This is a genomic window from Algihabitans sp., from assembly GCF_965226985.1.
Lineage (GTDB): Bacteria > Pseudomonadota > Alphaproteobacteria > Kiloniellales > DSM-21159 > Algihabitans.
On the sequence record NZ_OZ245712.1, the window covers coordinates 2,673,380 to 2,686,812 of the forward strand.

13 protein-coding genes and 1 tRNA gene are annotated in these 13,433 nt (G+C 60.5%); all 14 read right to left on the reverse strand.

All coding sequences use genetic code 11. The features are described 5' to 3' along the window. Positions 1-20: 20 nt before the first annotated feature. Positions 21-953: a methionyl-tRNA formyltransferase gene (locus ACO054_RS12220; protein WP_421710358.1), complete on the reverse strand. Its 933-nt coding sequence runs from the start codon at positions 951-953 to the stop codon at positions 21-23. Positions 954-1,163: 210 nt separating this feature from the next. Beyond that, on the reverse strand, positions 1,164-1,889 hold the full coding sequence (locus ACO054_RS12225; protein ID WP_421706860.1) for a hypothetical protein: 726 nt from the start codon (positions 1,887-1,889) through the stop codon (positions 1,164-1,166). Further along, positions 1,886-2,668 (reverse strand): methionyl-tRNA formyltransferase, encoded by a 783-nt coding sequence (locus ACO054_RS12230; RefSeq protein WP_421706861.1) that lies wholly within the window; start codon positions 2,666-2,668, stop codon positions 1,886-1,888. Before ACO054_RS12230 ends, ACO054_RS12225 begins: the two co-directional genes overlap by 4 nt. A gap of 158 nt (positions 2,669-2,826) precedes the next feature. Further along, positions 2,827-4,707: an asparagine synthase (glutamine-hydrolyzing) gene (asnB, locus tag ACO054_RS12235; protein WP_421706862.1), complete on the reverse strand. Its 1,881-nt coding sequence runs from the start codon at positions 4,705-4,707 to the stop codon at positions 2,827-2,829. A 6-nt stretch (positions 4,708-4,713) separates the two neighbouring features. Beyond that, positions 4,714-5,745, reverse strand: coding sequence for a class I SAM-dependent methyltransferase (locus ACO054_RS12240; RefSeq protein WP_421706863.1), 1,032 nt, complete (start codon positions 5,743-5,745; stop codon positions 4,714-4,716). Position 5,746: 1 nt separating this feature from the next. Further along, on the reverse strand, positions 5,747-6,901 hold the full coding sequence (locus ACO054_RS12245; RefSeq protein WP_421706864.1) for a DegT/DnrJ/EryC1/StrS family aminotransferase: 1,155 nt from the start codon (positions 6,899-6,901) through the stop codon (positions 5,747-5,749). Between the two features lie 40 nt (positions 6,902-6,941). Further along, positions 6,942-7,937 (reverse strand): NAD-dependent epimerase/dehydratase family protein, encoded by a 996-nt coding sequence (locus tag ACO054_RS12250; protein WP_421706865.1) that lies wholly within the window; start codon positions 7,935-7,937, stop codon positions 6,942-6,944. 18 nt (positions 7,938-7,955) lie between these two features. Then, positions 7,956-9,098, reverse strand: a complete 1,143-nt coding sequence (locus ACO054_RS12255) for a DegT/DnrJ/EryC1/StrS family aminotransferase (protein WP_421706866.1) — start codon at positions 9,096-9,098, stop codon at positions 7,956-7,958. 16 nt (positions 9,099-9,114) lie between these two features. After that, positions 9,115-9,714, reverse strand: a complete 600-nt coding sequence (locus ACO054_RS12260) for an acyltransferase (RefSeq protein ID WP_421706867.1) — start codon at positions 9,712-9,714, stop codon at positions 9,115-9,117. Beyond that, on the reverse strand, positions 9,711-10,658 hold the full coding sequence (locus ACO054_RS12265) for a Gfo/Idh/MocA family oxidoreductase (RefSeq protein ID WP_421706868.1): 948 nt from the start codon (positions 10,656-10,658) through the stop codon (positions 9,711-9,713). Before ACO054_RS12265 ends, ACO054_RS12260 begins: the two co-directional genes overlap by 4 nt. A 450-nt stretch (positions 10,659-11,108) precedes the next feature. Next, positions 11,109-11,184, reverse strand: a tRNA-Glu gene (locus tag ACO054_RS12270). Positions 11,185-11,385: 201 nt separating this feature from the next. Next, positions 11,386-11,667 carry a hypothetical protein gene (locus ACO054_RS12275; RefSeq protein WP_421706869.1) on the reverse strand — a complete coding sequence of 94 codons (282 nt, stop codon included), beginning with the start codon at positions 11,665-11,667 and terminating at the stop codon, positions 11,386-11,388. A 214-nt stretch (positions 11,668-11,881) separates the two neighbouring features. Beyond that, entirely contained in the window at positions 11,882-12,943 is a 1,062-nt protein-coding gene (locus tag ACO054_RS12280) for a threonine aldolase family protein (RefSeq protein WP_421706870.1), read from the reverse strand. A 100-nt stretch (positions 12,944-13,043) separates the two neighbouring features. After that, entirely contained in the window at positions 13,044-13,406 is a 363-nt protein-coding gene (locus ACO054_RS12285; RefSeq protein WP_421706871.1) for a hypothetical protein, read from the reverse strand. Positions 13,407-13,433 lie beyond the last annotated feature (27 nt).

Here is a 13,433-nt window from a genome sequence, read left to right on the forward strand (position 1 = left end):
AATAGAATCAGCTTTTTCGATCATGCCAACCTCTCTCGCACCGACCGAGTCACGAGCGCCTTCGATGCCGTAGGTGTTTCGCCTTCGATCTCGACCAGTTCCAATCGCAGAGCCCCTTCGCCGCAGGCGACGACTGGATCGCCTTCGTGTCGTACCATGATCTGACCCGGAACAGCACAGAAGGGGGACGGAAACTCGAAGGGACGGCCTCGCCAGATTGTCATGCGGCGACCGTCGGTCAAGAAACAGAACGCGCCGTCGAAAGGTTTCGACGATGCTCGGATCAGGCGATGTATATTAGCGACTGAGTGATTCCATGCGATATGACCATCCTCGGGGCGTCGCGGAAAACAACGAAGCGCAAGCGCTGGATCGGAAGGCTGGGGAATTGGCTCAATATCGCCCGTTGAAAACCCGTTTATCGCATCCGTAAAGAGCCTTGGGATGGTTGCGTCCAGCCACTCATACACATCGCCGATGTAGGTTTGATCCGTGATCTTAAGGTAGTCCCGTAGCAGTACCGGGCCAGCGTCGACGTCGCCAGGCGTCATGATGTGGGCGCAGAGGCCAATCCGGTCCTCGCCATTTAAGATCGCCCAGTTCGGACACGCGTTTCCACGGTAGCGCGGCAAATCGCCGGCATGCGCATTCACCACGCCTTGCGGGAACAGATCGAGTTCCGCCGAACCCAGGATCTTCGGCCAATTCACCGATACGGCGAGGTCCGGTTTGCAGGCGCGGACGCTGGAGGATACCTCCGGGTTGGCGAGAGAAACGACTCCCAGAAAGCGCGCACCTGTCTGCCGCGCAAGCGCTTCGAAGTCGTCGGGACCACAGCCGTACGACGGCTCGGCCTTCGCTGTGGCGACGCAAACAATGTCATGACCCGACTGCGACAACTTACGTGCAGTATTCAGCAACCATCGGGTACGGCCAATAATTGCAATTCTCATAAAGAAGGCCAAAACTGGTGACTGAGACCGCAATCGACAGCCACCACTTCAAATTGAGAAATTGAACATTTTTTAAGCTTTTCAATATTGGTACTGTCTATCGCAACAATAACACACCCCCAGAAAGCTGATCCCATTCGCTGCGGCAAGATCATATCCACTATTTTCAAATTTTGGGAGTATTGTTTTTAGCATCTACCATCATTAGATTTATAGATCAATGAGATCCACCACCCGTTTCCCTCCTCCAGACGACTTCAAAATTGCAATTGCATCTTCAAACATTGATCTCGGCCCATCACATGTTTGTCGAAATTGATTCACCTCCGAGTCACCTAATTCCCGCAAAGGTTTTCCTAACGATTTCAATTTAATATAACTACTCATGCTCGGGTCATTCAGAATAATATGAATAGGGTGGAAATCAAAAACGCGCAATCCTTTACATTTATCAAGACCTTCTAAACGCCACACTTGTTCGGGAAAGTCCATTTCCAGATCATCTTCCCATATATATGGAATTCGAGTCACTAAAGAACCTCCATGAGCGAATAAAGAAAACTCACAGCGCGTTGAGTGTGGCAAAAATAAAGAAAGATCGGCCTTTAAACTCGGGAAACGTCGAAACATCTGTGCCAACAGCGGAGTTGACTGAACAAGAGCATGGGTTCTAACACTTGATGGAGAAGGGACTAACTCTCCCATGTGGTCGAGCACCTCCTCGGGCGTGCTCCCATGTGTAGAGCCTGGCTGGAAATTCGGATGTATACCCAGCTCAAATAGATCGGGATAGTCCTTCAGGCGTTCAATCGCTGGGCTGGCATGGGTGATGAACCACGTTGCCCGAACACCATCATTGATTAGAAGGGATGCAACTTCGTCAATAACGAAGTCAGGCGCCCAATCAACATCAAGAGTTATTACAGGTAAGCTCACGAATTCACCCCAACAATCTTCTGATTATGACATTTTCGAAGAAATTCGATGGCGTCATTACCACCTGACATGGTCACTTCCTGTAACTCCAGAACACCTTTACCCGTAACAACCATTGGATATGCAGACCGCTTCATAGAGGCGATCTGACCTGGTGATCCAAAAATCTCGTATTCGACCACCGCAGCCTTCCACAAACGAAACTCGATCCCGTCTAGATGAAAGTAAGCACCAGGATAAGGCCTAGTCGTCGCACGGACCAGCCGCGCGATTTTTTGAGCTGACATCTCCCATTTTATATGGCCATCCTCGGGAAAGCGTTGCAGACTATAAGATGGGGGTCCCTCTTGTTCATAGGGTGTTATTTCTCCAGAAATCACTCCCGGTATTATCTCATGCAAAAGCTCTAGGAATGCCACCTCGGCTTTCTCAACCAGGGATCCAATATCGTCTTCAGGAGTTACGAGAATTCGTTTCTGCCCAAAAATCGGGCCGGCATCCACACCATCTGCTAACTCAAAAACTGTTACACCAGCTTCTTCGTCACCGTTTAGCAGCGCCCAGTTTAGCGGTGCCCCTCCCCGGTAGCGCGGTAATAATGAAGCATGCAAACCAAGACACGGTATCTCAAGAAGAGACCTTATTCGTTTTGGGATTATATGGTGCCAACCAGCAGCTAATATTGCATTAGCCTTCGTTAATCTTATGAAATCTACAATCGAATTCGTGTCAGCGTAATATTTATGAGGAATGCTTATCTGCGAAGCGACTGAAGTCATGTCACAATGCCTCGAATTGAGCATACCCTCCTTTCGATAACTGATCTCAAACACTGGCTTGGCACTCATTATACCAGCCAATTTCGTGCCACTATTGTGCAGACGGTGAGCGACCGCCTCAGTCAAATCTGTAGAACCTAAAATGAGAATTCCACCGCTCAATTTAGCCCTCCATCAAAAAATTCGGCGAGAAATATTTCCATGTAAATCAAAGACCAAATCAGAAGGCGACGGTTCTTACTTCCATTCAAATGCTCATCTATAAGTCTCGTGACGGTTGTATAATCTGCTACTTGATATATTTTTGCGCGTTTATCGTAGAGCGTTCGTCGCACGTAGTCGATGCTTTCGCCGCGGAACCAGCTGGCGTCGGGCGCGGAGAAGCCTTGCTTGACCGCGCTTGAAACCTGGTCCGGGACGTAGCGCTGCATCACCTTGCGCAGCAGCAGCTTGCCGTCGCTGGTCTTTTCGAAGAACTGGCGGCGTTTCGAGCCGGGCGTGTTCTCGTCGAGTCGAGCGACCTCGTCGAGATTGCCGAGCTTGAAGCGGACCGGCAAGGACTGGGCGAAGTCGACCAGGTCATTGTCGAGGAAGGGAACCCGGTTCTCCAGGCTGTGGGCCATCGAGAGCTTGTCCTCGACCACCAGAAGGCCGTGGAGGAAGGTCTTCGCCTCCAGATAGAGCGAATGATTCACATAGTCTTCCGGCCGGGACAGCGTTTCCGCATGGGACTTGAAGGTATCGCGGAAGATGTCCCGCGTCCGCACGTGCCGGATCTCGGACGTCACCGGCGCCAGCACGTCGTGCAGCAGGCCGTTGGGAATCAGGCGCTGCCAGAAGCCGTAGTACTGGTCGACGTAGTGCTCGAAATCCTCGTTCACGACCGCGCGATAGTAGCGCCAGGGATAGCCCCCGAACAGCTCGTCGCCGCCGGTCCCGGCCAACACCACCTTGCCGAAGCGCGACGCCAGCTTTGCGGCGTAGTAGTTGGGGTAGCTCTGCCCGACCCGCGGTTCCTCCAGATGGTAGACGATGGAGGACATGGCCCGTTCCATGTCGCCGGCCTTGAGGACCATCTCGTAGTGCTCGGTCCCGAACAGATAGGACATGAACTCGGCGCGCGGCCGCTCGTCGAAGCCGAGTTCGAGGCCCGAGGCCGAATTCATGTCGAAGCCGACCGTAAAGCTGCGCATGTCGTCCATCTGCGCAGCCGCGGTCGCGGTGATCGCGCCGGAGTCGAGGCCACCGGACAGATAGGCGTTGACCGGAACATCGGCGACAAGCTGGCGATTCACGGCCTGTTGGAAGAGATGGTCGCATTCCTCCTCCAGGGCCTCAGGGTCGGACCGGCCGCCTTCGGCAAAGCCGAAATCCCAATAGGAAGCGATCTTCAGATCTCGGCCTCGTTCGGCGACCAGATAGGACCCGGCCGGCAGGAGCGAGATGCCCTTGAAGAGGGTGCGATCCGTGAAGAAATTCTGGAACGTCAGGTATTCGACCAGGGCTTCGAGGTCGAGGTCCGGCCCCTCTCTGGAGACGGCGAGGATCGCCTTCGCCTCGGACCCGAACAGGAGGCGGTCCCCCTGCCGCATCCAATAGACGGGCTTGACGCCGAAGCGGTCGCGCGCGAGCAGGAAGCGCCGATCCTTCCGATCGTAAAGGGCAAGGGCGAACATGCCGTTGAAGCGTGGCAGAGCCTCCAGCCCCCATTCGGCAAAGGCCGCCAGCACCACCTCGGTATCGCTCGCGGAATGAAAGGCGTGCCCCTTCGACTGGAGCAGCACCCGAAGCTCGCGATAGTTATAGAGCTCGCCGTTGTAGGTGATGACGTAGCGCGCGTCCGGCGTTTCCATCGGCTGCTTGGCCGCGTCGGACAGATCGATGATCGCCAGTCGCCGGTGCCCCAGGCCGATGCCGTCCTCGACCCAGAGCCCCTCTCCGTCCGGCCCGCGATGTGCGATGACGTCCGTCATTCGCCGGATCTGAATCGCCGAGACGGGTGCGCCCGAAAGGTCGAAGATGCCAGCTATTCCGCACATTCGGCGTCAGGACATCTTTTTGGCGATGATCGTGATACCGGCGTCTTCCACCACCTCGCGTTCGATGGAAAGCGATAGATCCGCGCACCAGTCGCGGACCTCCTCGATGCTCTGTCGGTGCGCATTTACGGGCGCATACCAGTCGAAATTGATGTGATTCATCTCATCAAGCGTCATGTCCTGGCGGTAAAACGCCTTGAACACATGCCAATAGACGAGACGTTGAAGGTTGATGGGGCCGGCCGGAATGTCCAAGAGATCGATCCGTTCCGGAACGTCGATCTCGATATCGAGTTGCCCCAGCGCCTGCCCAAGCTTGGTCAAGGGCATCATCGCCTCCCAGCCTTGCTCGGGCGACAGGGGCTTCAGCTTGTCGCGGATATAGTCGTCGGTGAACTCGCGAATGGGGCCCTTACGACGGTAGACGTAAAAGAGGATGTGCCCGCCCGGCTTGAGGTGACGCGTCACCGCCGCTAGGGCACGCTGCGTATCGTCCGTGTGATGCAGCACGCCCTCCGAGAAGACGAAATCCACGCAGTTCGGCGGCAAGGGAAGCTTCATCAGATCCGCTTGAACGATGGCGGCATCGGCCCCCCGTTCGGAGGCCCGAGCGGCCGCCGTGTCGACCGCGACAGAGACATCGGCACCCAGGTAGTTGATGCGGTCGAAGACGGGCGCAAAGTACGCGAGTCCCGAAACCCCCGCGCCGCAGCCGGCATCCAGCACGATGGGTAAAGGTCCGTCGCCCAGCTCGCCCTGGAAAAGATCCCACTGCGTGATGTCGCCGTACTTCTCGACAAGCCAGTTGGCGAGAAAACTGCTGACCCCATTCTCAAAGGTATCGCGCTTTTGCCATTTGAACCCGAAGGTATCGCTGGTCTGATCCTGCGACTCGGAGAGAGTCTCGACGGCACGCGGGATACCGGCCTGCACGACCATGGTCACGCCGTTGGCGGTAAAGGTCTCGCCTTCCCCGGGCAACTCCGCACCGAGAAGGCTTGCGAACCATTGGGGCTGCCGGTGAATGCGGCCGTTCATCTCAGGCAACGCTCCGGATGGCGTCGACAACGTGGTCGAAGTCCGCATCGGACATACGGTTGTGCAGCGGGATAGCCATCGTGTTCCGCTCGCAATCGCGCGCGCCGGGGAAGTCATCGACATCGAACCCGAAGCGCTGGCGGTAGTATCCCAGCATATGGACGGCATGGGTGCCCGGCCGGGTGGCGACGCCACGCTCATGCAGCTCCGCCATGATCTCGTTACGCGGCTTGGGCGCGCGCGCCGGGTCTACAACCGTGACATAGGCCTGCCAGGCGTGCTGACCGTCGTTCGGGGACTCCGGCTGGCGTAGCCAGTCGATATCGCCGAGCGCCTGGCGATAGCGGCGTGCGCCCTGCTCGCGCTCCGCAACGAAGCCGTCGAGCTTCCCGAGCTGCACGTTCGCGACGGCTGCCTGCAAGTCGGTCATACGGTAGTTGAAGCCGAGTTCGTCGAAGGCCGGGAGCAGATAAGGCTGAGGCCCCTGATGCCTCTGCTCCTCCGAAATCGAGGCGCCGTGATTGCGCATCACCTCGGCACGTGCCGCAAGCTCCGGGTCGTTGGTCGTCAGCATGCCGCCCTCCCCACAGGTGATCGACTTGCGGGGGTGAAAGGAGAAGCAGGCGGCGGTTCCCAGACCGCCGGCGGGCCTCCCCTTGTAACTCGCGCCGGCGGCGCAGGCGGCATCTTCCAGGATCCGGACCCGGTCCGGTAGAGCCGCCCGGATGCCGTCCATGTCGGCGCAGAGACCGAAGAGGTGGACCACGACCACGAGCTTCGTGCGATCCGTGACAAGGGCGCCGAGCCGGGCCGGATCGATGTTGAAGGTGACCGGATCGACATCGCAGAGAACCGGCTTGGCGCCGCAATAGAGCACCGCGTTGGCGGTGGACACCCAGGTAAAGGCCGGCACGATCACCTCATCGCCCGGCCCCACGCCCAGGGCGGCCATACCCAGGTGGAGTGCCGTCGTACAGCTCGTGGTGGCAAGTGCGTGAGCGACCTGGTGCCGTTCGGCAAAGGCCGCCTCGAACGCACTGACTTTCGCCCCCTGAGTCAGCCAGCCGCTCTCGATCGGCTCGCGCAGGGCCAGCCATTCCTCTTCGCCCATCGACGGCAAGGCGATGGGGACGTTGCGTTTCGAATTGGCGGCCATCGAACCTGCTTTCCTGTCTTCGGGGTCGTTCGAGCTTCGGTCAGACGGGGGCTTTCTGCTGCCTGGCCGCGACCTGTTCCTTGTGGTTCTTGCGCCACTCGATCAGGCGCCGCAAGCCCTCCTCCAGGGAAACCTCCGCTGTAAAGCCGATCTCCTCCGCGGCACGCAGAGGCGAACCGATTCGGTTTCTCACCAGGGTGGCCTGACTTCTGGGCGCATAATTGATGGCCTGGTTGGAGCCGGTCAGCTGCAGAAGGGCCTCGGCAAGCTCCTTCAAAGATGTCCTTTTGCCGGTCCCGACATTGTAGAAGCGCGCCGTCGTATCGGCGGTCATGGAACAGATGTTGGCGAGGGCACAGTCCTCGACGGCGACGAAATCGAACGCCTCGCTCCCATCCCCCAGAATGGTCGGCCCTTCGCCCCGGTCGATCGCATCGAGCATCTTCATGATCACGGCGATGTAGGCGCCGTGATAGTCCTGGCGCGGGCCGTAGACGTTCATATAGCGCAGACCGACGAAATGGAGGCCGTAGCGATGGTGATAGGCAGTCGCCATCGCCTCCGCTGCGATCTTGGTCGCGCCATAGAAGTTCTTGTTGTTGAAGGGATGGTCTTCCGTCATCGGTTCTTCGACGGCGTCGCCATAGACCGACGCCGAGGACGAATAGACCAGCCGCTTCACGCCCTTGCGCACGCAGGCGTCGAAGACGTTGAAGGTGCCCTTGACGTTGACGTCGAAGGCCGTGCGGGGAAACTCGTGGCATTGCAGCAGCCAGAGAGCGGCGAAGAGGAAAACGCCGTCGGCTCCCTCGACCGCGGCGTCGAGGATGTCGGTCTGGGTGATATCCCCTCCGGCCTCGAAGATTCGAACACGCGGGTCCTTCAGCGCGCCTTCAAGGTTCTCACGCGTGCCTCGGACGAAGTTGTCGTAGATGACGATCTCGGCGACATCTTCCTTCGTCAGCAAATCGACCGTGTGCGACCCGATCAGGCCCGCTCCGCCGATCACGACGAGCTTCTTTCCGCTCAAATCCATAAACGACAGTCCCGAAACTCAAGAGGTCGCCATTGCATCGCGGAGGGCTTCCAAGACGCGGTCCTGCGACTCCACATCGAGATAAGGATGCATTGGCAATGACAGAACTTCGCCTGCAGCCTTCTCAGACGCAGGCAGGCCCCCCGATGCCATCTGGTAGTTCTCATAGGCCTTTTGGCGATGCAAGGGCTTTGGGTAGTAAATCGCGGTCGAGATCTCTCGTGCAGCCAGATGGGCGGCCAGGGAGTCCCGTCGCCCGTCCGGAACCCGGATGGTATACTGCGCCCAAACCGACTGGCACCCCTCGACGACGGACGGCGTCTCGACCAGGTCGCTCAAGCCGAGTCGGTAGCGGTCCGCCACCTGGTTTCTTGCCTCGATCTCCTCCGGAAAGACCTTGAGCTTCTCGAGAAGCACGGCCGCCTGAAGGGTATCCAGCCGCGCATTCTGACCGATTCGGACATTGTCGTACTTATGATCGCCCTTGCCGTGAACCCGCAGACTCCGAAGCAGGGTCGCGGTCTCTTCGTCGTCCGTCAGAACGGCCCCGCCGTCGCCGTAGCAGCCAAGCGGTTTCGCTGGGAAGAAGCTGGCAGTCGTGAGCGGTGCCAGGCTCCCGACCGGCCGATTGTGGTATCGCGCACCGAGACTTTGCGCGGCATCGGCAAGCAGCCAGAGGCCCTGGTCCTCCGCGATCTGGGTCAGGGCGCGATAATCGGCCGGCTGGCCGAAGAGATCGACGGCAATGATGGCCACCGGCCGAAGACCGGCAGTCCGCGCGGTTCGAATGGCATCTTCGACCGAGTCGGGGTCCAGATTGAACGTGCCGGGGTCGATATCGGCGAAGACCGGGCTCGCGGAGACCAGCGCCACCGCCTCGGCACTGGCCGCAAAGGTAAAGGACGGAACGATGACGGCGTCGCCCGGGCCGACGGACTTCGCCCGAAGCGCCAGAACGAGCGCGTCGGTGCCGTTGCTGCAGCTGACGACGTGACGGGCGTCGCAGAAAGCCTCGAGCGCTGTCTCCAGCGCGGCAACCTCCGGCCCCATGATGAACTGGCCGTGGTCCATGACCCGCTTGACGGCCGCGTCGACGGCATCGCCGATCCGGCGCCGTTGAGCGTCGAGGTCGTTGAGGCGGATGGGCGGATGTGCAGTCATAGGTCGTCGCTTCTGCCTACTGGCTGGCGATTTCGGTCAGCCCGTCACCGGGCGCCGCCGCGTAGCGGCGGCCCGAACGCGGGCAGACGAGATCGGGACCGAGCCTTTCGCCGTCGTGGCTCACCCAGCCGATATGTCGCGCCGGCTGCCCGACGACCAGGGAAAAGGCGGCAACGTCCCGTGTAACGACGGCGCCCGCCCCAACGAAGCAGTATTCGCCGAGTGTAACTCCGCAAACGATGGTCGCATTCGCGCCGATCGTCGCGCCTTTGCGCACGCGGGTCTCTAGAAACTCGTCTTTACGCTCCACGTGGGCCCGGGGTGTGTTCACGTTCGTGAAGACGCAACTCGGCCCGCAGAAGACATCCTCTTCCAGGACCACGCCGCGGTAGAGCGAGACGTTGTTCTGAATCTTACAACCCGAGCCGATGGTGACGTCGGGCCCCGCCATGACGTTCTGGCCGAAGGAGCAGTTCGCACCGATCCGGGTGTTCGGCAGGATGTGGCAGAAATGCCAGATCTTCGTTCCTTCACCGATCTCGACTGGATCGTCCACGAAGCTGGAGTCGTGAATCAGCACGCCGCCGAACCGCTCGTCCCGGTTCAGGCCGCTCACGCCTTCATGTCCCTGAGACGGGAATGTCGCTCACCTGCGGTCGGCTCGAGCGGCGCGTTGCGGAGTTGCGAGACGATCTCGATGGAGGGCCGGACGTCCTCCAGACCGAACCCGTCACCTGCCAGGATCGACTCGTAGCTGACCGTATGCAGGTCGGTGAAGCCGCCCGAGAACTCGAAGGCCTCGCCATCGACCGTGATGGAGCGAAAGGTGGTCTGGTCCTCCGCAAGGCCATCGGGCAGGTCCCCACGGTCGATCGACAGGAACCAGGGCACCGTGGCGCGTTCCAGCTCCAGGAATCCTGCCATCTTGTCGTCCTCGCGCAGGTGAACGTGGTTGCGGCGCACCGCGCCGAACACGAAGACCAGCATGTCGAAGAAATGCACACCGATGTTGGTTGCGATTCCGCCGGAGCGGCGTTCGTCGCCCTTCCAGGAAATCCCGTACCAGCGCCCGCGCGATGTGACGTAGGTGAGCTCGACCCGATGGGTTTCGCGACTGCGACTGACGCGGTCACGCAGAGCGACGATAGAGGGGTGGTGCCGCAGTTGAAGGATCGTGCTGACCCGCCGTCCGGTGCTTTCCTGAAGTTCGGCGAGGCCGTCGATGTTCCAGGGGTTCAGAACCAGAGGCTTCTCGCAAATCGCATCGGCGTCCGAGCGCAAGGCGAAGCGCACATGCGCGTCGTGCATGTAGTTCGGCGAACAAATCGAAACGTAGTCCACCGCTTCGCCCCGTCGCCGGAGAAGATCCACATGTCGGTCGAAACGCTCAAACTCGACGAAGAAGTCCGATGACGGAAAGTACCGGTCGATCACGCCCACGGAGTCGTTCGGATCGAGGGCGACAACCAGATCGCCATCAACCGCCTTTATGGCCTGCATGTGCCGGACAGCGACATATCCGGCGGCTCCGATAAGAGCGAAGCGGCGTTTATCCATCATCGTTTAAAAACTTGGCAAATCCCGTCGCGTCAAACCTGAAAGCGCCGAACACTCGGGGCTCCCTTTTTCTTGCGACCGTAGTGTTGAGATGAATGACCCTTCGGCGAAACGCTATCGACCTCTGGAGCGACACAAGAGACCCTGCTCAGACGGCTTGTAATCGCTTGAAAGCCGAGAATTCCTGATTTGAACCATCGCTTTAACATCCCTTCCTTGGGGAGGCAATCTGACTTGCCTAAGAGGAACGGGTTGGTTCGAAAGCGCAGGCCTTACAAACAGGCAACCGCATTGCCAAAGATTGAAGCGTTGATCGCAAGCGCCAGCTACGAAGGCCGATAGAAAAAGCGCGCAGCGATTTTGCACGTCCCTGCACGCAGGGTCCCTCACCGCTCACGCATGCCAAAGCCTGCGCAGTCGCGACCAAATCGTTGAATTCTCTCGATGAAACCGTGGCGTCCCCAACGGGAGTCGAACCCGTGTCTCCACCTTGAGAGGGTGGTGTCCTAGGCCTCTAGACGATGGGGACCCAAGGTGCGGCCCGCGAGCCCCAAGCGGGCGCGGACCTTCGCATCACCTGCGAAGGGCGGCGATATAGCGAAGTCGCAAGCCGGATGCAAGAACCGGATGCAAAGACGGCGTGTGGTGTCGCCGAACGCGATGCGGCCGCCGACCCGCTTTCGGGCGGCGGCCGCATGCCGACCAACTCGACGGCAGTCGGGACTCGGGATCAGTTATCGTTGTCGAGCTTGTCCGAGAGATAGCCGACGCCGGCACCGACCGCGCCGCCGACGGCGGCGCCGCAGGCTACGCAGCCGCCAGTGATGACCGTGCCGACGGTGCCGACACCGGCACCGATCGCACCACCGGTCAGGGTCCGCTGCTCGGTTTCGTTCAGTCCGGAACACCCGGTCGCGGCCAAGGCCAGCAGCAGGCCGGAGGCGAGCGCCAGACGACGCAGGGGCCGGGAGGCCGCGCTTTGGGTGGCCGAAGGAGTCACGAGGCTGGACATCGATTGTATCTCCTTATTCCAGCAGTTCATCGCGCAGTTCATCACACCGGAACACTACGGATAGCTCCGCCCCGATATGCCCTGGAAACTGTGACATCACTGCGACAAACAAAAGTTGAGCCGGTCAATATCTAACAACTTGCCGCTGAATCTCAAGGCCGGATCAGGCAGCCGCGCCAGGGTCCGGTTGATATTTCGGGCATGAGGCCAGGCATCACCCCCCGCCCCTTCCAGCCTGCGCAGGCGCCACATGAGCAGCGGTCTGCGCGGTGCCGACGAGGGTTCGTACGTCTTCGATTCGGGTGTTCCAGGCGCAGACGAAGCGCTGTACGCCCGGCCCCGGAAACCCGTCGATGAAGCGTATGCCGGCCGCCTGCAGGGCCGTAAGGACGGCTTCGGACAGCTCGGTGAAGACCTCGTTGGCCTCGACCGGAAACACAAGGCGGCAGCCCGGAACCGTGGCCAGCCCCTCGGCCAGGTGCCGGGCCATGGCGTTGGCGTGGCGCGCGTTTTCGAGCCAGAGACCGTCGGTCAGATAGGCTTCGAGCTGCGCGGAGACGACGCGCCCCTTCGACAGGAGGTGGCCGGCGCGCTTTCTATGGAAGGCGAAGGCCTGCGCCAACTCGGGCCGGAAGAACACGACCGCCTCGGCGGCCAGACAGCCGTTCTTCGTCGCCCCGAAAGAAAGCACGTCGACCCCGGCCTTCCAGGTGACCTCGGCCGGCGATACGGCCAGCGCGGCGACGGCATTGGCGAAGCGCGCCCCGTCCATATGCAGTTTCAGCCCCTTGGAACGCGCCGTTTCCGCCAGCGCCGCCACCTCCTCCGGCCGGTAGACGCAACCGGCCTCGGTGGCCTGGGTGATGCTGACGGCCGCCGGCTGGACATGATGGACGACGCCCTGTCCGCGCACGGCCTGCGCGAGACTGTCGGACGCGATCTTGGCCCCCTCACCGGGCAGAGGAACCAGCTTCGCACCGCCGGTGTAGAGTTCCGGGGCGCCGCATTCGTCGACGTTGATGTGGGCGTCGCGATGGCAGTAGATCGCGCCGTAGGGCGGCGACAACGCGGCCAGAGCCAGGGCGTTCGCCGCCGTTCCCGTCGCCACCGGAAAGGCGAGCAGATCCGGCTTGTCGAACAGCGCGCGCAGGCGATCCTGAACCCGGGCCGTCCAGGGGTCGTCGCCGTAAGGCGTCGCGGCACCGTCGTTCGCCGCGATCAGCGCATCCAGAACCGCCGGACAGGCCCCGGTCACGTTGTCGGAAGCGAAGTTCATCTCTCTAAGTCTCCTGGAAAACGAGGTAGCCCCACCCGAAAGGGCGTTAGACGCGCGAACCGTTGTTCAGCGCCGGCCGGGCCAGCAAGGCCATCGGCCCTCAGCGCTCAGGTGCGAGACTGACGCGTGCGACCACGACCCCGGCGGCGGGATCGACGAGAACGACCTGCTGACACCCGCGCTCGGCCGGACCGTCGAGACGCAGGACCAGGAGGTCTTCGGCGAAGTGAGATTCCGCCAGCAGGCAGCCGACCGGAACGGCGATCTCCAGTTCGGCCGGATCGGCCGTTCGAAGGGGACCCGATCCCCACGAGACGGCTTCGCTTTCTGCTTCGGGCTCGGTCGCGAGCTGTTCGGCCTGCCGAAGAAGCCCGAACACCACGGCCCCCAACAGCACCAGGATGACCAGCCCGAGCAGGATCACGAGGGCCTTGAGGGCAAAGTGGGCCTTGAGTGCCGCCACCGCTTGCGCTTCCTTCTGTTTTACGAT